Source organism: Williamsia sp. z71 (assembly GCF_059553375.1).
This window is the reverse complement of sequence record NZ_JCANWX010000006.1, coordinates 405816-426245: the sequence shown is the minus strand read 5'-3', so window position 1 is coordinate 426245 and position 20430 is coordinate 405816. Positions and strand designations below refer to the sequence as shown.

The 20430-nt window shown below is 64.5% G+C and carries 24 protein-coding genes and 1 tRNA gene; 6 read left to right on the top strand and 19 right to left on the bottom strand.

Translation table 11 applies throughout. From position 1 onward, the window contains the following. Nucleotides 1-9: 9 nt before the first annotated feature. The 3 genes from AC51GR_RS17210 to AC51GR_RS17200 all read right to left on the bottom strand — a co-directional run bounded on the left by AC51GR_RS17210 (nt 10) and on the right by AC51GR_RS17200 (nt 2447). Nucleotides 10-1566, bottom strand: coding sequence for an HNH endonuclease signature motif containing protein (locus AC51GR_RS17210; RefSeq protein WP_496325845.1), 1557 nt, complete (start codon nt 1564-1566; stop codon nt 10-12). A 78-nt stretch (nt 1567-1644) separates the two neighbouring features. Further along, nucleotides 1645-1995 carry a DUF4180 domain-containing protein gene (locus AC51GR_RS17205; protein ID WP_496325844.1) on the bottom strand — a complete coding sequence of 117 codons (351 nt, stop codon included), beginning with the start codon at nt 1993-1995 and terminating at the stop codon, nt 1645-1647. After that, nucleotides 1992-2447 carry a helix-turn-helix domain-containing protein gene (locus AC51GR_RS17200; RefSeq protein ID WP_496325843.1) on the bottom strand — a complete coding sequence of 152 codons (456 nt, stop codon included), beginning with the start codon at nt 2445-2447 and terminating at the stop codon, nt 1992-1994. Before AC51GR_RS17200 ends, AC51GR_RS17205 begins: the two co-directional genes overlap by 4 nt. Before the next feature lie 191 nt (nt 2448-2638). Here AC51GR_RS17200 and AC51GR_RS17195 point away from each other — a divergent pair. Further along, nucleotides 2639-2712, top strand: a tRNA-Pro gene (locus tag AC51GR_RS17195). Between the two features lie 161 nt (nt 2713-2873). Here AC51GR_RS17195 and AC51GR_RS17190 read toward each other — a convergent pair. The 13 genes from AC51GR_RS17190 to AC51GR_RS17130 all read right to left on the bottom strand — a co-directional run bounded on the left by AC51GR_RS17190 (nt 2874) and on the right by AC51GR_RS17130 (nt 12697). Next, nucleotides 2874-3191: a hypothetical protein gene (locus tag AC51GR_RS17190; RefSeq protein ID WP_496325842.1), complete on the bottom strand. Its 318-nt coding sequence runs from the start codon at nt 3189-3191 to the stop codon at nt 2874-2876. Continuing rightward, a complete protein-coding gene (locus tag AC51GR_RS17185; protein WP_496325841.1) occupies nt 3191-3508 on the bottom strand; it encodes a hypothetical protein in 318 nt (105 codons plus the stop codon). The genes AC51GR_RS17190 and AC51GR_RS17185 overlap by 1 nt, the downstream gene beginning before the upstream one ends. Before the next feature lie 77 nt (nt 3509-3585). Next, on the bottom strand, nt 3586-4416 hold the full coding sequence (locus AC51GR_RS17180; protein WP_496325840.1) for a phage major capsid protein: 831 nt from the start codon (nt 4414-4416) through the stop codon (nt 3586-3588). Between the two features lie 159 nt (nt 4417-4575). Continuing rightward, the gene (locus tag AC51GR_RS17175; protein ID WP_496325839.1) at nt 4576-4839 is read right to left on the bottom strand and encodes a hypothetical protein; all 264 of its coding nucleotides are present in this window, start codon (nt 4837-4839) and stop codon (nt 4576-4578) included. Between the two features lie 77 nt (nt 4840-4916). Further along, nucleotides 4917-5432: a hypothetical protein gene (locus AC51GR_RS17170; RefSeq protein WP_496325838.1), complete on the bottom strand. Its 516-nt coding sequence runs from the start codon at nt 5430-5432 to the stop codon at nt 4917-4919. Beyond that, a complete protein-coding gene (locus AC51GR_RS17165; protein ID WP_496325837.1) occupies nt 5429-6775 on the bottom strand; it encodes a phage portal protein in 1347 nt (448 codons plus the stop codon). Before AC51GR_RS17165 ends, AC51GR_RS17170 begins: the two co-directional genes overlap by 4 nt. Before the next feature lie 10 nt (nt 6776-6785). Then, on the bottom strand, nt 6786-8261 hold the full coding sequence (locus tag AC51GR_RS17160; RefSeq protein WP_496325836.1) for a terminase large subunit domain-containing protein: 1476 nt from the start codon (nt 8259-8261) through the stop codon (nt 6786-6788). Between the two features lie 435 nt (nt 8262-8696). Beyond that, nucleotides 8697-8960 (bottom strand): hypothetical protein, encoded by a 264-nt coding sequence (locus AC51GR_RS17155; RefSeq protein ID WP_496325835.1) that lies wholly within the window; start codon nt 8958-8960, stop codon nt 8697-8699. Then, nucleotides 8957-9175 (bottom strand): hypothetical protein, encoded by a 219-nt coding sequence (locus AC51GR_RS17150; RefSeq protein WP_496325834.1) that lies wholly within the window; start codon nt 9173-9175, stop codon nt 8957-8959. The genes AC51GR_RS17155 and AC51GR_RS17150 overlap by 4 nt, the downstream gene beginning before the upstream one ends. Continuing rightward, on the bottom strand, nt 9168-9512 hold the full coding sequence (locus tag AC51GR_RS17145) for a hypothetical protein (protein ID WP_496325833.1): 345 nt from the start codon (nt 9510-9512) through the stop codon (nt 9168-9170). Before AC51GR_RS17145 ends, AC51GR_RS17150 begins: the two co-directional genes overlap by 8 nt. Before the next feature lie 154 nt (nt 9513-9666). Further along, a complete protein-coding gene (locus AC51GR_RS17140) occupies nt 9667-11007 on the bottom strand; it encodes a hypothetical protein (RefSeq protein WP_496325832.1) in 1341 nt (446 codons plus the stop codon). 154 nt (nt 11008-11161) lie between these two features. Further along, nucleotides 11162-11347: a helix-turn-helix transcriptional regulator gene (locus AC51GR_RS17135; protein WP_496325831.1), complete on the bottom strand. Its 186-nt coding sequence runs from the start codon at nt 11345-11347 to the stop codon at nt 11162-11164. A 243-nt stretch (nt 11348-11590) separates the two neighbouring features. Further along, a complete protein-coding gene (locus AC51GR_RS17130) occupies nt 11591-12697 on the bottom strand; it encodes a tyrosine-type recombinase/integrase (RefSeq protein WP_496325830.1) in 1107 nt (368 codons plus the stop codon). Between the two features lie 530 nt (nt 12698-13227). On the opposite strand from AC51GR_RS17130, the gene AC51GR_RS17125 reads away from it, so the two are divergent. Beyond that, nucleotides 13228-13437: a hypothetical protein gene (locus AC51GR_RS17125; RefSeq protein WP_496325829.1), complete on the top strand. Its 210-nt coding sequence runs from the start codon at nt 13228-13230 to the stop codon at nt 13435-13437. 68 nt (nt 13438-13505) lie between these two features. Here the strand turns inward: AC51GR_RS17125 and AC51GR_RS17120 are convergent, their stop codons facing one another. The 3 genes from AC51GR_RS17120 to AC51GR_RS17110 all read right to left on the bottom strand — a co-directional run bounded on the left by AC51GR_RS17120 (nt 13506) and on the right by AC51GR_RS17110 (nt 16279). Then, nucleotides 13506-14828, bottom strand: coding sequence for a flavin monoamine oxidase family protein (locus tag AC51GR_RS17120; protein ID WP_496325828.1), 1323 nt, complete (start codon nt 14826-14828; stop codon nt 13506-13508). A gap of 72 nt (nt 14829-14900) precedes the next feature. Continuing rightward, nucleotides 14901-15719 (bottom strand): Fpg/Nei family DNA glycosylase, encoded by an 819-nt coding sequence (locus AC51GR_RS17115; RefSeq protein WP_496325827.1) that lies wholly within the window; start codon nt 15717-15719, stop codon nt 14901-14903. A 41-nt stretch (nt 15720-15760) separates the two neighbouring features. After that, nucleotides 15761-16279, bottom strand: a complete 519-nt coding sequence (locus AC51GR_RS17110) for a methylated-DNA--[protein]-cysteine S-methyltransferase (RefSeq protein ID WP_496325826.1) — start codon at nt 16277-16279, stop codon at nt 15761-15763. Nucleotides 16280-16417: 138 nt separating this feature from the next. Here AC51GR_RS17110 and AC51GR_RS17105 point away from each other — a divergent pair, with 138 nt between their 5' ends. The 4 genes from AC51GR_RS17105 to crtI all read left to right on the top strand — a co-directional run bounded on the left by AC51GR_RS17105 (nt 16418) and on the right by crtI (nt 20395). After that, a complete protein-coding gene (locus AC51GR_RS17105) occupies nt 16418-17179 on the top strand; it encodes a class I SAM-dependent methyltransferase (RefSeq protein WP_496325825.1) in 762 nt (253 codons plus the stop codon). Nucleotides 17180-17282: 103 nt separating this feature from the next. Further along, a complete protein-coding gene (idi, locus tag AC51GR_RS17100) occupies nt 17283-17861 on the top strand; it encodes an isopentenyl-diphosphate Delta-isomerase (protein WP_496325824.1) in 579 nt (192 codons plus the stop codon). A 36-nt stretch (nt 17862-17897) separates the two neighbouring features. Continuing rightward, complete coding sequence (locus AC51GR_RS17095) at nt 17898-18815, top strand: phytoene/squalene synthase family protein (RefSeq protein WP_496325823.1); 918 nt, start codon at nt 17898-17900, stop codon at nt 18813-18815. Beyond that, complete coding sequence (gene crtI / locus AC51GR_RS17090; protein WP_496325822.1) at nt 18812-20395, top strand: phytoene desaturase family protein; 1584 nt, start codon at nt 18812-18814, stop codon at nt 20393-20395. The genes AC51GR_RS17095 and crtI overlap by 4 nt, the downstream gene beginning before the upstream one ends. Nucleotides 20396-20430 lie beyond the last annotated feature (35 nt).

Genomic DNA, 20430 nt, shown 5'->3' with positions numbered 1-20430 from the left:
GCACTGCCTTCAGGCGGCCCATCGAATCGATTTCTTCCAGCCGAAGTCGACGTTGTAGACCTGTGCCGCTTCAGCTTTCGCCTCGAAGGCTGCGCGGGCGCGCTCCTGGAACCACGCGGCATCAGCATCACTGTCGGGATGCCACATCTCCGGATTGGAAAAATACTTGTCCGGAAAATGAGTGTTGTTCGGCTGCGGCAAAGCCAACGACCCACGCTGGCGCCACCCGATCCGGCCCTGCCAACCCGGTGGTCCGGTATCTGAGTTGATGATCTCGGTGATCCACCCGGTCTCCCCGTCGTGGACCTGCCCATGATCGGGACCACACACCAACGTCAACACGGTGATGTCGGTCCACCCGCCTTTGGACCATTCCCTGGTGTGATGGACCGCGACCTCGGTAGCTGGTGCGTCGCATCCGGGCCGTGAGCAGCCCCGCTCAGCGGCGATCAACGCCATCCGCTGATCCTCGGTCGCCAAACGTTGTTCCCGGCCCACAAACAGGGGACGGTGCTTGTCGTCGAGCAACGCCAAAAACTTGCGGTTCACCCCCGCCAGCCGCAGGGCATCACGCACCGGCACCACACCACCGGAGGCGGTGGTCGCCACACCGGCTTCTTTTTCGAGTTGCTCCAAGGTCATGGTGACGATGACCCGCGCGGGTAAACCCCGGTGCCGGCCCAGGGTGCCTTGCCCGACCGCCAACTCCAGCAACCGTTTCAATGCATCGTGGTTACGTTGCCCCGGGGTGCGGTGGTCGCGTTTTGCCGCGGCCTGCAGGGTGTCGGCATCGGCTTTATCAGCAGGCCCGGACGGTGAGTCAGGGTCGTCAGGATTGTTCATCCCGGCCGCAGCCCACTTGGCGGCAACAACATCCCACAGCGCCTTGGTCACCGGATCCAGGGTGCCGGTCAGTGTGGCCATCTTGTCCGCACCCTGCTTGGACACCGACAACCCGCGCTTCTGAGCTCGGTCGGCGTCGTCGAACTCGCCGTCCGGATCCAAATGATCACGCAGATACAACCCGACCCGCTTGAGTTCATCGGGATCCATCGTCCGGGCGGCCTCGGCCATCAACTGTTCCCCATCGGACCACAAGGCGAGGTTGCTGCGAATGGTGCCCGGCAGATTATGCAACGTCTCGTGAATGACGCTGTAGTGCGCGACTCCGATCGCGCCATCACGCAACGCCGACCAGGTATGCGGATAGACCGGCGCAAGCACCTCACCAGAGGGAGTGTGCCATTGACCCACGCGCTCAGCCCTTTTCGACCGGGCGCTGGCCTGGGTCGCCGAAATACGTAAATGGTGCCGCAGAAACTTGGTGTGCTTGAGCCCTTGCTTGGCAGCGACAGACCGTTCCCGTAGCTCGACCGCGATCCGCACCTTGATCGCTTCATCACGGCGGGTCTGGGTCTCGACAGCTTGGGCGAGTTCGACAGTTTCCTTGTCCGAGAGCGGCGCCAGTGAGATGTCAACAAGCCTGCGCGACAATACTTCACGGACAGCAACGACCTCTTCCGCATCAAGGGCCATGCCCTCGATGCGGTTAATGAGATCTGTCACCCCCGACGTCATGGAATAGTTCTATCAGTACCCACCGACAAGTCGCTGACCAGCGGATTTCGTCAAAGATGGTGTCGGTCAAGCAAGTCTGGTGTGTACGTCATCGATCGTGCCGACAAACCACACATGACGCCCGCGATTGGATTCGCGCACAAATGCGGCCAGAGGCTCGCTGCGAGCGACCTCTGTGGAGATGTCGCCGACGATGGCGATCACCACGTGGTATTGCACCATCTTCTGGAGGTATTCACCTGCGATGCCCGTACTGAGGTCCAGGAAGCCTTCTGGCAACCGGGTGACGGGTATCGCGACTGCTGCCACATTGTGTCCCCATGTTGCGCCGATTGCGTCGAGAGCGGCCACGGGTTCGCCGGTGTCGGAGTAGACCATCAGCTCGGTACCGTTCGAGGTCGGCCGGAAGGTGGTCATGAGAAGTTGCCTCCTTCGGTGAGGTCGCGGAGCAGGATCAGGACGTCTGCGGTGTCGCTGATGCTGCCTTGCGCAATCACTTTCAGTGAGCGGCCGTCCGGGCCGGGGGCTGTGGTCAAGCGCAGTCGATGCCCGCGGTCCCGGCCTCCCACTGCGGCCGTGAGGACGGTGGTGATGCGATCCCAGTCGCCGGGCTTGAGGTTGTCGAGGTCGACAACAACGGTGCTGTGTTCGGTGGCGTCTGCTTCCGGAAGCGGCGCAGCCACCGGTCCTGGGCTGCTGTTGCCGGCACCTGCAGCAAACGCGGCCAGATCCGCTCGCGTGATCCGATACTGCTTGCCCACACGTGCAGCCCGCAGCCGCCCATCGCGGATGTAGGTGCGGACTGTCCGCACGTGTAATCCGAGCTCATCGGCCACCTCGTCGGCGGACAGGTAATTCGGTGGTGCCACAGTAGGACAATATACATGCAGATAGGGAAGTTTAGGTAACTTTGTTCCCGAAGGTCAACCGAGGAAACGTCAGAGCTGCCGAGCCTCCCGACTCGGATGCGGCGGAGCTTCAGCAGGGCATCTACCAGGCGATTTTCGCTGTGGGTGGTGCCTGAGGTAATCTCATTCAGCGCCCTTAACGGGGAGTGCCACGGGCTGTGGCGCAGCTTGGTAGCGCACTTGACTGGGGGTCAAGTGGTCGCAGGTTCAAATCCTGTCAGCCCGACGTCGTGACCAGCACTTATGTGCTGGTCACAGTCGTTTGTGCCAGATATGTGCCAGATGACCTACGACAAAGGCCCCGGTCCGTGAGGTCCGAGGCCTTGCCGAGTGACGCAAACCACTGTCCAGGTGGTCTCCGAGATATTGAGTTGTGGCCCAAGCCTATTACCCGCTGCCGACCGACATCAGGACCTCCCAGTGATGTGTCCGACCACCGATCCGGTACGGCATGGCCTTGCCCTCCAGGGTGTACGGGACCGTCCGCCACACCACCGAGGTGACGGTCCCGATCCTGTCGTCACGACAGATGAGCCGGAACGTGGTCACCGTGGTGTTCCGGCCCCGTGCGGCCTGTTCGTTGCCGGAGATCGGGATGACCTCGGCGCGGATCGGGACATTCTGGACCGGGAGCGGGTCATCGTTGGAGTCTCGTCCGCCGCCGATCTTGAGGGTGACGGTGTCCCGGAGCAACAGGCGCGGCATTAGGCGGCCCTCTTGCGGTACCGGTCCAGGACGGCCCGCTCGGCCAGAGTGAACCCGTCGAATGCCTGGTTGAACGTCACCACCCCGGTGGAGTACCGGAGGCCCTCGGGGTTGGCCAGCATCCGGGCCGATGCCATGAGGATTACCGCGTCCACGCCGGGACGGGTTGACCCATCGGCCTTGAGGTGTGCTCCGCGGGTGTAGGCGTCGATCATGGCCGAGGCCATCGTGACGGCCTGTCCGGCCTGGGCCAGGAGTTCGGTGTCGGCGGGGAGTTGGCCAAGCCACTTGACCAGATCCGCGGGTGTTACTGCCATTTCGGTCTCCTAAGTGGGGTGGCCGAGGCCGTGAGAGTGACTAGAACTCACGGCCTCGGCCACGATTGGGGGACCTATCAGGCCGCGGTGAGGACCGTGACGGCCTCGGGGTGGAGAAGACCGAGGTCGTAGCGGGTGACCACGCGGATGGCCTGTTCGTCATAGTCCGCGTACCGCTCGGACAGGACGGTCACCGAGGGCTGGAGGTCTCGGACCACGGCCACGTTGGTGATGTCCACCAAGGCCGCCTTGCCGGTTGCCAGCTTGTTCGTGACGATGACCGGGACACCGAACAGGGTCTTTTTGCCCTCGGCGGTGAGGTCCGGCTGGATGAGGTAACGGCCATCGGCGTCCTTGATCTTGCTCAAGGTGTAGTAGTCCGCGCCCGAGATGAACCAGTGGGTCGGGATGACCTCGTGCGAGGCGGCCACCGCCAGCGCGTCCAGGAGACTGTCCGGCTCATCGGTGTCCAGGACTGCGGTGGAGACCCCGGCCTGATTGATCAAGCCCTTGACTGTGTTGGTGGCGCCGGTTCCCTTGAGGAGGGCATCGTCCAGCTTGTTGGCCACATCGGTCACCAGGCGCTGGCGGAGGACGGCGTCGAGGCCCACGACCGACTGGCGCGCCAGTTCGTTGGAGAACCGGATGAGGGTCTTGATCGACTTGAGGGTGGACGGCATGAGCGAGACCTCACCGAACGAGACATCGGCCTCGGGGATAAGTTCGGACTCACCAACCCAGCCGACGCCGGTACCGGCATTGATGCGTGGGATCCGCAGCGGCTCCGAGGAGTCGAAAATCTTGGGGCCAGCGGCCAGGACGACCGAGGCCGCTTCAAGAGGCTGGACCAGGAGCGAGGCAACCTGTTCCTTGAGGAGTGCGCCGTTCGTTGCGGTTGTTTCAACCATGAGAATTGTCTCCAGACATAAAGGGAATCAAAGGGATTCGCGTCTGGAGCACCTGGCTCACCTAGCGGGGACCATCTCGGCACCTGGCCGATAGTTCTCACTATATGGGACGACCCCCGTTCTCGGCAATGAGAACGGGGGTCGAACGAAGCGGCGTAGTCAGTCGAGGACGTCGTACTTGATGTTCGTATGGTCGAGGTTATTGCTGCCGAATGGACTCTGTAGAACGTCCACCTTCTTCGCTTTCATTGCACGGGTTCGACCGTTGGGCAAGACGTAGCTGATTACGTCCCCCTTGATCACGTCAGCGTCAACTGGAAGCGTGAGTTCGGTTGTGAGGTCAAGACCTTCCACCGTTCCCACCTCCACCCCGTCCCGCGTAATGGTCATTGAAATGGTGTTGAAGCCATTCATCATCGTCATGCACTCCCAGCGTGAAGTGGGCAACACCGAGCGGTTCCCCTACTCCTGAATCTATCCGGGATGACCGACACTCCGACTCACGCGTTGGCTCGGAGCATCCCGAGGAGATCCACGCCAGCGGTTGCCGAGGCCTTGGGTCCCTGTCCGGCGGCGCCGGGAGCAAACTTCCGGGCCTTGAGGTGTGGCTTGTCGGCAACCAGGGTCTCGATGGCGGCCTGGAGGGCCTCGGGGTCCGCCAGGTGCGCCGCGTCGAACGGGAGATCTGCCGGGTCGGCCAACGCGCCGGACTTCTCTACCAATGCGCGGTGGAGTTGCTCCTGGACCTCCCGGAGTTGGGTCCGGTACCCGGCTGACTCCTTGCGGAGGTCCTCCACATAGGCCCGGTCAAACGTGTCCGGGTCCCCGGCGGGTTCCCCCGAGGCCTCTGGCGTCTCCGAGGCCTCGGATCCGTTACTTCCCTGGGTATCTGGACCCTCCAGAGCGTCCGTCACAGTGACATCGGACTCCTCCTGGGCCTCGATTTCGGGGGTCTCGGGGACCTCCGGGGTGTCGATTTCGGCGTTGTCAATGATCTGTTCGTCGGTGGTGGTCATGCTGCTGGTGCCTCCTTGATGGCGGGGATGGTTGTCGGTGCCGATGTCGGACCGGCGTCGGGATTGTCGATGCCCAGACGGGTCCGGGCCTCCTCTGTCGTGATGATTCCGGCGGCGTGGAGCTTGGTGATGGCGTCGGCCTCCTGGGCCGCGCTCCGGGTGGCCGGGTCGGCCCACTGGACCCGTGGGGAGTAGTCGGTGACCTCTCCGCCGTTCTCCACGGCCAGGATTAGCCGTGCGACCTGTTCCCAGGACCGTCCAAACACGGCCTGGCGGGCCTCGGCCCGTGCGGTGAGTGCGGCCTCCGCGGCCCGGATGGCATCGGCCGATGCCGGGACGGACGTGTTCAGACCGAGGTAGTGACCTGGGAGGCCTGATACCGCCGAGGCCTGTTGCAGCAACACCGATACGGCAGTGTCATATCCCCCGAGATCCGCGCCGGGGAGCTGGCCAAACTTGCCTTCGGCGGCCTCATTGACCATGAGGCGTGAGGTCTCCGAGATCGGATTGACCACCTCCACGACTGGCTCCCCGTCCTCATCCAAGACCGCGTTACCCGCGTCATCCAGGACCGGCCGCTCCTCCAGCTCCAGCCCGGTGGCCCATCGGCGTGGCCGCGCGCCGTACTCCGAGGCCGTGAGCATGTCCGCGGTGATCTTGTTCAAACCGTCAACCACTGGGATGAGGTCGATGAACTCCGAGATCCCGAACGTGTCCATCGGCCGGTCGGAGTTGGTCAACGGGACCACCGGGACGGCCAGGAGCGGGTTGTCCACCGTTCGGACGACACGGGCCGCGGTGATCTGGGCACCGTCACCAATGAGGTGTTCGATCCGGTCCCGGCGGTACACCACCCACCGGGTCTGGCCCTCGGTTCCGTCCGGCTTGAGTTCGGTCCACCGCTTGATGGCGGCCAAGGTCTCACCGGATCCGGCATCCCGGAACACGGCCACTTGTCGGCCGGACTCCACCGATGCCACCGCCTTACCGGCGGCGTTGGCCCACACGATGACCGCGGTCTCACCCATACCCAGGGCCTCACGATGGGCCGCGGGGGACGTTTGATCCAGGTCCGAGCGGATCCAGGCCGCCCAAAGGGCCGCGTCCCGTTTGCCGTCGGCGTCGGTGAACCCGGTGACCCGGAGCCGTTCCGCGATGGCCTGGACCGACAGCCGGGGAAGATTCACCGCGATCCGGTCGAACCGTTGGCCGATGGACTTGCGGGCCTCGGGTGAGAGGAACGCCAGGGGTTGCTCACCGGCGTAATACTGGCCGAGGATGTGCAATTTCGGTGCCCGCACATTGAGGGCCTGGTCCAGCTCTGCATTGCTTGGTTCGTTCACTTCAATCTCCTTATGCCGCAAAGGATCTCACCCGGCGACGTTTTGGTTTACGGGTTGCGCGCCAGGTGGCGCGACTATGGGCCATGACCAGGCACGCGGCCAGGTCGATCTTTCGTGCGTTCCGACGCCGGGAGGCCTTGGCCAACCTCATCCCTCGGCCGTCCTCCACGATCACCGCGGCAGAGATGTGGGCTGAGAGGCGTGGATCCCCGGAGTGGGACATCCGGGAGTTGGTGGCCGCGGAGTAGAGGTCACCGGTGGCCGCGGTGAGCCTGGACGGTGAATGCGGGAACTCCACCACCGGCAACCCCTCGGCCTCCAAGGCCTGGAGCGTGCGAGTCCAGCGGAACGGGTCCGCGATGATCTCCACGACCTTCCACCGTTTGCACGCCTGGCGGATGGTCTCCTCCACCTCGGCCACTGGGATCCGGTAGCTCTCATCCCCGGTGGGCCGTTCCCACACATCGACAACGTCGAAGTGAGGGTCCGCGCTCACGGTGCCCACCAGGACCGCGGTGGTGTCATCGGAGAACGAACCATCCAAGGCCAGGACCACCTCGGTCCCGTCCGGGATCCCCAGGCCGGTACTAAGACCGTCCCAGACGTTCCGGGGTAGGAACTCCCCATCGGTCTCGGATGCGAACTGACACAACCGAGCGCGCCGGAACGTGGCTTCACGGGTCTTGGGTGGCAGCAATGCCACCAGCGCGTCCTCATGGAGGTAGTCACCCAGAGCCGGGTTGGCCAAGGCCCAGCAATGCCGGCAATCCACCGGGTGGTCGATGAACTCATCGGCGGAGAACTCTCTCCAGGCCAGGGTGGAGTCCTCCGGGTGTTCAGCCGCGTACTGGCGTAGGTCGGCCAGGACGTTGTCGTGTGGGTTCGGGCCGGGGGTACCGATGACCACCAGGGACGATTTCTCCCGCTTGCCCTGGGCCAGGGTCAACACCTCATAGGTGTCACGGGTGACCACGCCTCCCTCATCCAGGATGGCCAGGGTGTAGTCCAAGCCCTCCAGCCGTTTGGGTTCTGCTGGCAGGCAAGAGAACTCGGCGTTGCGTCCCGGTATCACCAGGCGTTCCTTGAACACCTGGCACCGGGCCGACAGCTCCGGGTCCAGCTCCACCATGCGCCGAGCGATGTTGAACACGATCCCGGCCTGGCGCTCATCGACCGCGACGACGCACACCACCGCACCCTCCGGTCCACAGAACAGTTCGTACACACCCCATGCCGCCATGAGGGTGGACTTTCCCTGGCCTCGGGGGAGCATCCACCCGGCGGTACGCGGCTGGATCTTGGCGTCGAGAACCGAGGCCACTAACTCAATCTGCCACTGGCGCAACCTCATTGGCTTCAAGGCCCCGGTGCCCTTCGGGGTCTTGATGAACTTGGCACAGAACGCGGCGAACCGTGCCGCGCCGGTCTTGCGGGGCCGGAACGGGAGTGGTGTCTCATCGACCGCGGCCTTGGGTCCAGCCTTCACCGCTCCACCTCCTGGTAATGGTTACCGTTTTCATCTTTGCATACCCCCGGGGGGTGTGTAACGCATAGTGCGGCTACCCGTCGAGTCGGGGACGGCCTGGTCAGGGGGCCACCCCCCTGGGTCTCAGTCGGCCGTGCGCGACCCCGCCGAGCGTTGCAACTCCGGCACACCACCTCGATGTCCTGGAGCCTCACGGCCAAACCACGGGCCACCCGGTCCCAGGCCTCCGGGGAGTGGTCGGCGGTGAGGTCGGTGGTGGCCCCGCAGTCGGTACAGAACCGTTGCAGTCGGCGGGCACGGCGGGACAGGCGATCCCATGCCGCGTTGTACCCGCGGGCGGTAGCCGATGCCCGCGGGTAAGCCACGTCGGCCGCACGTCGGCACTCCTGGCACCGTCCGGTGCCGTCGTGCGGTTCCCCGCACTCGGTACATGGCCTAAGAGGCATCGGAATCGCCTCCGATGCCCGCGGCAGCGTCCAGGAGTGGCTCCAGGTCCTCCCGGAGCTTGTCGAGCCACAGGAGAGGTTTGTAGTCGGTGGCGAACACGGCAAGTCCCATGCTCATCTCGGCCATGGCGTCCAACATCCCGGCGAGGTCACCCGAGGTCGCCAGTGTGGCCATGTCCGCCTTGTCTCCTCGTTGCTTGGCGTAGAGGTACCCGAGCGCGTCTCGGTATGCGTCACGGTTGATGGTGGTCATCGGGATCTCCTGATCTCGTTGGTGATGGCTCGGTGTGCCGAGGCCTGGCGGGCCGATGCCTGTTCGGTTTGGTGAACCCGGTAGGCCTCACGTTGGGTGAGCCAGGTGTTGGCGATGGAGGCCAGCTCCTCTGCCCAGGCCTTGATCGAGAGGACTTCCAAGGCCGCCGAGTCTCCTTGGTGGGCCATGACCTCACGCGGGTTGAGTTCAGCCACGGTGGCCCTCCTCGGCCAGGAGTTGGGCCGCGTTGAGCGGTTCACCGGACGGGTCGGAGATGGCGTCCAGGAGGCCTTGGAGTGAGGAGCCTGGTCCGACTATCGCCGCGGCCTCGGAGAACGGGACGATGGCGGGCGGTGCTGCATTGGCCACCAATGCCTTGGTGAGCATGTTGGCCACCTGTTGGGCCTGGCCGTGGTCGCCATAGGTCCCGTCCAGCCGAAGCACTACGTCATAGCCACCGCTGGGAGTTGGTTGCACGGTCACCGGGTTACGTCGGACGGCCTCCCGTGCGAGGAGGTGGAGGACGATGCTGAACTCTTGGACATTGGTCACGTTGGGTACTCCTTGGGTTGTGGTCGAACCGGGGAGCGGGGAGCGGGGGAAACGTGTTCGTAGGTTTTCCCCCGAGCCCGCATGTTGTAAAACCCCTGGTAAAGAGAGAAATGATGAATCGCGTTTAGGGAACTTGTGTGAGACCGTTCCCCCGTTACCCGATTCCCCCTTTCGCCAGGCGGTAGGTGGGCGTGCCGACGCGGGAGGCCTCGGCCTCGGTGATGGACCCACGGCTCAGCAGCAACTCCAGCGCCTCGGGAACCAGGGACCTGTCGGCATTGGTTACCGAGGCCTTGCGGAGTCCGTCGGCCGTCGGGGCCTTGTCGGGGTTCTTCCTCATCCACCGCGCCATGGCCTTGGCGACGTTCTCCACCGCGGTCTCTCGTACCGAGTCGGCGGTGATGCCAGTGATGGCCTGGGATACCGCACGATTGGTTGTCTTGGCGCCCTCGGCCTTGTCCACTTCCGCACGTACCGATGCCCGGACCCGTCCCGAGTGAGTCATCAAGGCCTCGGCCCACTTCCACACCTCTGGCGTGATCGTGGTTGATCCGTGGAGCACCGCACACGCGGCGGCGGCCTTGAGTTTCACCAGGTTCCGGTGTGAGTCCTCGGTCCCCTTCCATCTGCCCGCAATCCGGTCTCTACGGATCTCCCGCCGGACAGCCGGGTCCACGGAGAAGTACCGAGGCCCCGGCGTGGTGATGGCCTCGGCCCTGCCGAAGTCTGGAAGCACGACTCCGAGCGTGCTGGACTCCTCGTCACGGTCCTCCAGATCCGGATCGTCGGCCGAGAGCCAGAGAATGCGCTGGAGCGTCCCTCCGGCCTCCTCGGCCAGTAGAGGGCCACACCGCAGCGGTTGGGCCGACACGGTGACCACGGCCCGATATGAGTTGGCGGGCACCATGAGTTGGTTGGCCTTGACCTTGGTGATGGTGCCGAGGGGTTCCCCGCTCCAGGTCTTGCGTAGCTCGGCCGAGAGGGTGGCTCCCTGCCTGCTATTGACCGCGGCCAGTTGGTCCACCTCGGGGAAGTCCAGCCATGCCGCGCGTCGAATGACCACGGGGACAGTGATCTTGCCCTTGCCGTCGATGTCAGGGACCGAACGGTTCTCTTTGAACACCGCGGAGATCGCCTCACCGGACCCTGGAGTCAGTGGCGTGAAGGCATCGGCCAGACGTTGCTCACCGTCCTCCAGATGGAACGGATCGGTGTCGGGCCAGTCGAGAATCTGTGCGGTGCTGATCCCCTTGCCTGCGCCGGACGCGCCGACACCCACCATGAACAGGTTGAGGCTGGCCGGTTTACCGACAATGGGTGGGAGAAGCATGTCGTACGGGGTTGCGATGGCGGCCTGGCCGAGGCACGTTCCGAGGAGCGACCACGGGGGAATCAGGAGGATCCGGGCCTCGGTCAGGATGTGCTCGGTGATCTTGGAGTAGCCGAAGACCGCGGCCATGAGTTCGGCGGCGTACGGGTCCGCACCGGTGGTCATCGGCCACCCCCGAGACGGCCCAGGACCGCGCCGATGCCGTATCCGAACGGCCAGGACAATGCCGCCAGGCCGATCATGCTGAAAAATGCTGTTGCTGTAGTCACTTTTGTCTCCTTGAACGAACCGAATTGTGTTGTTCGGGTGGGTGATTCGTTCAAGCGGCAGAGGCGATGAAGCGGTCTAGCTCCGAGGCCTCCACCCGGATCACGCGGGGGGACGGCCTAACAGCCTTGAGTCGGCCGGTGGCGATCCAGCGGCGAACGGTCCGATCAGAGATACCGAGTTCCTCGGCAATGTCTTGCAGAGAGAGATAACGAGTGCGGGCACGCGATGCGGCCATGACTGGACTCCTAGTCAACAGATGTGCGGGGGAGTCGCTTCTGTCGATGGCTCGCAGATACGTGATCCGGGATCCTGTCCGGGCGTGGAGCCGCTCTGGGTCCTCGTGCTGCGCACTTATGGCGAGTCTGCGGAGGTTATCCGTCAAGCGATGAGGACGACACTAAGCCGCTCGTGTCCGATGTGTCAAACACCTGGACAAGCGCGAAAGTCGTTGTTAACCAGCAAGGTCAACCATCACCGACTATGTCCAGAGCCCTTGTACTAGGCCTCGGGTCCGACTGTCGGTGGAGTGGGTGTACCGCGCCGACATGGCCGCGGAGGTGTGGCCCATGAGGACCATGTGGTCGGCCAGGGTGGCCCCGGCTTGCGCGAAAAGTGTTGCGGCACTGTGGCGTAGGTGGTGCGGGGTGAGTCCTGGCTTGCCGATGGCCTCGGCGGCCTTGGTGAAGGGCTTGCGGAACGTCGCGGAGAACACCAACGCCCCTCCACCAGTGGGGAACATCAGCCCATCCTGGCCTGGGAGTGCGTAGGTATTGATGTGCTCCTCCAGCGCGGGCCGGAGGCCCTCGGGGAGCGGCACGGTCCGGAGGGCGGCACGTGACTTAGGCCGGTCGATTACGAACTCCCCGGTAGTCCGGACCACGGCCCGGCGGACCGTGACGGAGAGGGCGTTCTTGGACATGTCGAGATCCGACCGCCGGAGCGCGGTCAACTCCCCGAACCGGAGCCCGGAGAAGCCACCGAGGAGGACCAATGCCTTGTACCGCGGCGTGATGGCGTCGGCCAATGCCCGGATTTCATCGGGTGTGAGAGCCATAGGCTCGGATTTGCGGTGTTTGACCGCGGCACGCTTCACCCGCGCTGGGTTAGCCGTGAGAATCTCATCGTCCACCGCTTGGTTGAGGATAGTCCGCAAGAGGCTGTAGGCGTTGGCGTTACGGGTGGGGAAGTCCTCCAGGCCTGCGTGCCACTCCCGGATCTCGGTCACCGTGAGGGCCTTGAGTCGCTTGTCTCCCAGGCCCGGATAGATCACGTTCTCTAGATAGCCCTTGTTGAGCGCGCGGGTCCTCGGCTTGTGCCGGTTGACCGTCTCGGCGTGCCACTTGTCCGCGTAGACCCGGAGGGTGAGGCCGCCGGTGGCCTGGGCGGCGTCCCGCTCGGCCGGTGGGGTCCAGTCGCCACGTTCGATGAGACGGCGCTCATCGGATAGCCAACCCTCTGCGTCGATCTTGGCCGTAAACGTGGTGGGTGCCTTGTGCTCCTCTAGGTTGGCCCCGTGGATGTACCGGGCCTGGAACCGTCCCGATTGGAGCTTGCGGATACTCCCGAATGATCTCTTGCCAGCCATGCCGATGCCCTCCAGAGCGTGCCAGTTGCGTGCCAGATGAGCTTACATCGGTGCCGCCGACGTGCACTTATGTCCGATCGGCAAGTACCAGGTGGAGGGCCTGGAGGGGTCCTTGGGGGCAGGTCAGAGAGTGTTTTCGAGGATGAAAACTACACAGGTTCAAATCCTGTCAGCCCGACAGAGAAAAGCCTGGTCAGAGAGTTCTGGCCAGGCTTTTTTGTGCCCGAAGCTGATTGGCGGGGCGGTACAGTCGCGGTTGCGCGAATCGGAGATCTGGCGGAGTCTCTGATGCATGAGCGATGAGACGATCTGCCCCGAGTGTGGGCACAAGATCCGCAGCCAAACGATCCCAGGTGTGCCCAAGGCCGGCGGGGGCACCACAGAACCGTATGTGCAAGGGCCGAGCTGCTTCAGCAGCTGGTGTTCACAGCATCAGGCTTTCGTTGCGGCCAACCCGTAGCGCGTGCCGCGGGCGCTCCGAGGAACCGCGTGACAGGTTTGACTAGTTCACATCGGGGTAAGTCGGTTCCATGACGAAAGACGAAGCTCTACGCAAGATAGACAGCCAGTTGGACACTTTCGCGAGCGGAGCGATGGGGTACGCGGAGGGTTCCTCTGCTACGAGCGAGGAAGACGTCGAAGAGAGGGTCCGCCTGCGCCAAGCGGCGAAAGAAAAGATCGCCGGACTCGAAGACGGCGACCCCGAGATTGACAGGCTCGCTACGGAACTCAACCTTTGACCGGTTGTAATGCGTCGATCACAGCGGTGGTTTCGGAGAAATCCGGAGCCGCCGCTTTTTTCTGGGGATCAACTCCAGATCTCTGTGAATGACACAGCGCGACCCAGGATCTGTTCTGCGGCCCGATGTCCCGACTTCAGCGCACCGGTCACCGTTGCGGGGTCGTCGGTCCAGGTGGCCTCGCCGGCCAGGTGCATCACGTCGTCGATCGGTGTGGACAGGACGTCGTGATCGAGTCGGTCCGAGCCGACTGTCATGTACGAGTACGAACCGCGCGCGTAGGGATCGTCCTGCCAGCGAGTGACGTGTACCCGATCCGGTTGCACAACACGGCCGCCGTACAGCGCTCGCAATGCGTCGAGAACGGAGTCGGCGATCTGCGGGTCAGACCATTCGCGAGTCGCTCTGGCGCAGGGGCCGGCCGCGAACGTCAGGAGCGTCGGTGAACCGTTCGTGGCGGTCAGGTCGTACCAGGAATGCCACCACCTTCCGGCCTCGCCCTGCCGGCGAATCGCGTAGACGTCGTCGTCCCAGAATTTCTGCGGAAACCGCAGGACCACCTTCTCGAATGCGTTCATCTCCAGCCGCCGCAATGCACCTGATTGCGGTTCGGGCAGTGGTGGATCGAGAATGAACTCGGGCGACTTCAGCACTCCGATCGGAACCGTGATCACAACCCGGCCGGCCGTCATACGCCCCTGGCCGGTCTCGATGGTGACACCGGTCGGCGACCACCGCACGCAGGTGACCACGTGTTCCAGGCGCACATCGAGGCCCTTCGCCAGGTGTGTGGCGAGTTCGTCGTAGCCGTCGGGGAACACCACTTCGTCACCGTCGATCGCATCGTCGTCGAGACCGTGCGCGTCGAGGTCGTCGATCCACACACCCAACTGTTCCTCGGCCCGGTGTTGCAGGAACTCGCGGACTCGCATCGACCGATCGGCGTCCCACTTCAGTTGCGCCAGAGTGCTTTCCACTGCCTCGCCGAAGGATGTCCTCGGGTCTGAGGTGGCGATGTTTATCGCCAGTAGATCGCTGAACGAATGGATGTCCGCGGTGAAACGCTGGGCGGCTTCGTCACTCAATCGCGTGTCGGTGGGAGAGTAGTAAGCGATGGGTCGCCCATCGGGCTGATAGCTGCCCACGGTGAACTCAAGCGTGCGCATGCCGAAGGCCTTGACGGCGTCGGCTACCGGATTTCCATCGATTCCGTGGACCCAGGACGCTCCGTAGTCGACGACCTCGCCGTCCGCGCGTGAGGTCCACACGCGCCCTCCGACGCGGTCTCTGGCCTCCAGGATCGCCACCCGCCGGCCGTCATCGGCAAGGATTCGCCCGACGGTCAGGCCGGCGATTCCGGCGCCGACGATCAGCGTGTCGAAATCTGTCAACGGCGTTCCGATCTATTGGTGCGGGCATGCCAGACCGGCCGCCGCTTTCGAGGCTGTCTTTCCGATGAGTGTTCACGACTGCTCCCGCGAACACCACCACGTCGTGCGCCCGCCGACGGTGCCGCGTGACATCGGCGCCCCACACCGGGGGCACACGGCGTCGGTCTTGCGATACGGGATGATCTCCCCGGTGTGCACGCCGCTTTTCTTGATCGCGGATCGGATGGCACGGCGCAGGGCCACACGTAGGTTGTCGAGGTCGTCGGTGGTCAGTGTCTTGGCGCGGCGTGCCGGGGACAGCCCACATTGCCACAGGACCTCGTCGGCGAGCAGGTTCCCGATCCCGGCGATGGCCGCCTGGTCGAGCAGCCTGGCCTTGAGAGGCGCTCCACTCGAACCGATTCGACGCCGGAAGTCCTCTCGCGAGATCTCCGCGGCATCAGGGCCGAGGGCGTCGATATCGGGTTCCAGGCGTACGCGGCCGAGGCGGCGTTTGTCGAAGAGCCGGAGTTGGCCCCCGTCGTCGAACGTCATGGTGAAGCGCGTCCACTCGGGCTTGTCGGTGTCCCGCTCACCGACGTGTGGATCGCCGCCGCCATAGACCGAGGTCTGCTCACCGTCGGGCGCTGTGACGATGATGCGTCCACCCATGCCGAGATGGATGCCGAGCCGGGGACCTGCTGATCCTTCCGCGGTTTCGGTCTCACACCACATGGCTTTGCCGCGGCGACGGGCTTGGATGAGCTTGCCGCCCTTGAGTGCTCGGGCGATCTCGCCCGGGCGGTGCGGGCGGCACTCGAACGTGTCGGTGTCATCGATATCGACGATGACCCGGTTCAGCGCCTTCTCGACGACCGCTCTGGCGTTCTCGACCTCGGGTAGTTCCGGCATTCGTCCGGTATACCCGGCGCGAGGCACTCATGCACTCGTGGTCAGAACAGCGTGGGCGGGGTGGCGCCCTCCAGATCGAGTAGCCATCGCTTGGTTTCCAGGCCTTGTCCGCTGTCACCGCCCGAGTAGCCTCCCAGGCCATCGGCGGCGACCACCCGATGGCATGGGATGAGCAGTGGCACAGGGTTGCTGCCCATGATGGCGCCGATGTTCCGGGCAGAGACGCCGGTGCCGCTGCGGGTTGCGAGTTCGCCGTACGTGATCGTGTCACCTCGATGCACGGTCTCCTCGAGTGTGGTCAGCACGATGCGGGCCGCGTCCGTCAAGCCGTGCAGGTCGACCGGAAGGTCGAAGTCGGTCAGGTTCCCGTCAAAGTAGGCGCGGAGCTGTTCGAGCCCTTCGGCCAGCAACCGATCGTCTGACGGACTGCTCGTCGGCGGGGGAGTTCGCCAGGCGACCCGCACGATCGCTTCACCGCTACTGGAAACGGTGATCGAGCCGACGGGTGTTGACAGCGAACCGGAGGAGATTCCATCAACCCGCTGATCTTCGTGCCTCACGTGGGCCGAGGATAGTCCCACCGATCGCATAGCGCGCTGATCATGGCCGCGGTCATGTGCCCCGCCGCGACATGCGACGACGTCACCGCCCTCGGCCTTTCCCGTATCGGAGACGGGCCCGCGGACTACGCTCGAGCCATGTCGTTCGAAGTTCCGCCGGACGCTTACGCCCGGTTCATGGGTCGTTATTCCGAACCCCTGGGCGCCGTATTCGCTGATGCCGCCGGTGTCGGGGGAGACCAGCGGGCACTCGATGTCGGGTGCGGTCCGGGAGCCCTCACCGCGCATCTGGTGTCCCGGCTCGGGGTCGATCATGTGAGCGCCATCGACCCGTCATCGTCTTTCGTCGATGCCGTGCGAACCCGATTCCCGGGGATCGACGTACTCCGGGCGGCTGCCGAGGACCTGCCGTTCGAGGCGAACTCGTTCGACGTCACGCTGGCTCAGCTGGTGGTTCATTTCATGACCGACCCCGTGCTCGGACTCACTGAGATGGCTCGGGTGACACGGCCGGGCGGCACGGTCGCCGCCTGTGTCTGGGACCTCGGCCCGAACGAACGCGGCCCGATATCGCTGTTGTGGCGGATGGTTCGTGAATTGGACCCGGATGCTCAGGATGAATCCGCTCTGGCCGGCGTCCGGCAAGACGAGTTGACGTCGTTGCTCAGTCGCGCCGACATCCGCGATGTCGAGTCCAGCGAACTCACGGTCCACGTGACGTACCGCGGTTTCGACGAATGGTGGGAACCCAACACATACGGGATCGGGCCCGCGGGCGTCTATGTCGCGGGGTTGTCGCCCGAGCGGCGAAACATGTTGCGTGAGCGATGCTTCGCAGCTCTGCCGACCGCACCATTCGAATTGTCGGCAACGGCCTGGTGCGCGGTCGGCAGGACGTGACCTCCGCTGCTCGCTGCCCGTTCGTTCACCGGATCATCCGGGCCGGTATCGGCTCCGAATGTCAGATGACAAACTTGAGGCACCCCGAGTGAACGAGGTACGCATGACCGACGACCTGGTCGTCCTGGCCGACTCCGACGGACAACCGTGCGGAACCGCGGACCGGACGACCGTGCACACCACGGATACACCCGTGCACTTCGCGTTTTCCTGCCACCTGGTCGACGAAGGGCATCTTCTGATGACCCGACGAGCGTTGAGCAAGCGCACCTGGCCGGGCGTCTGGACGAACTCGTTCTGTGGGCATCCACGGCCCGGCGAATCGGTCGAGGATGCGATCCACCGATACGCCCAGCGCGAGCTGGGTATCGACGTGCAGGGCGTGCGATGCGTGTTGCCCGACTTCCGCTACCGGGCGGTCGACGCCAGCGGTGTGGTGGAGAACGAGATCTGCCCGGTGTTCGTCGCGAGCCCGGTGGGGGAGCTGCGCCCGGATCCCGATGAGGTCGCGGAGTACGCCTGGGCGGCGATTTCCGACGTCTGGACCCTCGCCGAACGCACCCCCTGGGCGGTGAGCCCGTGGTTCGTCGAACAGGTTCGCGCATTGCCCGGTCCGCACCCGTACGGAGATGTTGCCGCAAGCCCATCCGGAGCGTCCACCGGCCCGAATAGAGGGCAGTAGGTGACCGCGAGAGCAACGAGGGCAAGGACAGGTCTGATGGTGCAAACACGGAGGCGAGCAGAGGCTTTGCAGCCCTATCTGCGCTATGACGCTGCCGCTGACGCCAGTGCCGCGTTGGTGATCCGCCGGTATTCGTCGTCTTTCGGACTGGCGACGCGGCTGCTCGGGGGGCAGGTCCGACAGGATGTGTGCAACATCTACGCACTCGTACGGGTGGCCGACGAGGTCGTGGACGCGCCGCGGCCCGGTCAGGGCAGCGTTGACCGGCTGATCGAACTCGACAAGCTAGAGCAGGAAACGTACGCGACGATGGAAACCGGGTCGAGTACCAATCTGGTTGTCCACGCGTTCGCGCGCAGCGCTCGGCGGGTCGGCATCGGACAAGAGCTGATCACCCCCTTCTTCTCGGCGATGCGCACGGACCTGCAGCACGTTGACCACGATTTCGCGAGCCTGGCGACGTACATCTACGGCTCCGCCGAGGTGGTCGGCCTGATGTGCCTGCGCGCCTTCGTTGCCGGCGAACCGAACCCGGCACCGCTGTATGACGAGCTCGCACCCGGGGCCAGGCGACTGGGCTCGGCGTTCCAGAAGATCAACTTCTTGCGCGACTTCGGCGATGACAGCGACGGCCTCGGACGGCGCTACCTGGTCGGGCTCCAGCCTGATGAACTCGACGACGAGATCTGGCACAACTGGATCGACGACGTCGAACTGGACCTGGCTGCGGCCGCCGAGGTCATTCCCTGGCTACCACGCGGCTGCCGCGTGGCGGTGTGCACGGCCCACGACTTGTTCGCCGATCTGACCCGCCGTCTGCGGGCGACGTCACCGGCCCAGGTGCGATGCCACCGGGTGCGCGTGCCGACACCCGAGAAGATGCGCATCGCTGCGTCGGCCACGCTCCGCCGTGGTCGACCTCTCGTTTTCGACAAGGAGATCAAGGTTTCGTGACGGGCACACCGCAAAAGGTAGTCATCATCGGAGGTGGTGTTGCCGGTTTGGCCACCGCCGCCCTCCTCGCGCGTGACGGTCACGACGTCGACCTGGTCGAAAAGAACGATGACCTCGGTGGCCGGGCCGGATCGTGGGCGCACGAGGGTTTCCGTTTCGACACCGGACCCTCCTGGTGGCTGATGCCGGAGGTGTTCGACCACTTCTTCGATCTGCTCGGCACCTCGACGTCCGAGCAGGTCGAACTGGTGCGTCTGGAACCCGGGTACCGAGTGTTCTTCGAGGGTGTCGACGAGCAGATCGACATCGGTGGTGACGAATCGAGCAACCGCGCGCTGTTCGAGACGATCGAGCCTGGTGCCGGTACTGCTCTGAGCCGTTACCTCGACTCCGCCCGCGACGCATACGACATCGCCGTGAAGCGTTTCCTCTACACCAGTTTCGACTCGCCGCGCGCTTTCCTCAGCCGTGAGGTGTTGCGAAATCTCCCGACTCTGGCGGTGTTACTCACCAGGTCTTTGGAGTCGTTTGTCTCACAACGTTTTTCCGATCGACGGTTACAGCAGGTGCTCGGCTATCCCGCGGTGTTCCTCGGATCTTCACCCGAACGCACACCCGCGATCTATCACCTGATGAGCTGGCTCGACCTCGCAGACGGCGTCCGCTATCCCAATGGCGGTTTCACGACGTTTGTAGAGGCGTTGTCCAGGCTGGCGACCGAGAACGGGGTGCGGGTACACACCGGCACGTCGGCGACCGCAATTCTGACGCGGCCGCGAAAGGGTCGGGGGCGCCTGGGGCGTCGCCGAAATGAGGTTGTCGGGGTGCGGGTGCAGGGCCGCGGAGATGTCGAACACGTCATCGCCGCCGACATCGTTGTCGGTGCCGCGGACCTGCACCACGTAGAGACCAAGCTCTTGCCTGCCGATCTGCAGACGTTCCCACAACGATGGTGGGACAAGGCGACCTCGGGACCGGGGGCGGTCCTGGCCTATCTGGGTGTGCGCGGCGATCTGCCTGAACTGGAACATCATTCGCTGTTCTTCACCGAGGACTGGACGACGAACTTCGACGCCATTTTCGAGCAGCCGACCCACATGCCGGACCCGGCGTCCCTGTACGTGTGCCGGCCGTCCGCCACGGACGACTCGGTGGCCCCGGCCGACCACGAGAACGTCTTCATCCTGGTGCCGTCGCCCCCTGATCCGGACATGGGTCACGGGGGGATCGATGGTGCCGGGGATCCGGACATCGAAAAGGTCGTCGACCGGGCGATCGCGGCGATTGCCCAATCGGCGGGGATCCCGGATCTCGCCGAGCGCATCGTGGTCCGTCGCACCGTGGGCCCGGCCGACTTCGTCGATGACGTCAACTCGTGGTCCGGTGGGGCACTCGGGCCGGCACATACGTTGCGACAGAGTGCATTCCTACGCGCCACCAACCGGTCGCGCAAGGTCGAGGGTCTGTTTTACGCGGGTTCGAGTACGCGTCCGGGTATCGGTTTGCCGATGTGCCTGATCAGTGCCGAACTCATCCGGAAGCGACTGCGGGGCGATCGGTCGGTCGGGCCGTCGAGCTGAACGCCGCCCGGTGAATCCCGACCCTCGGTGACGAC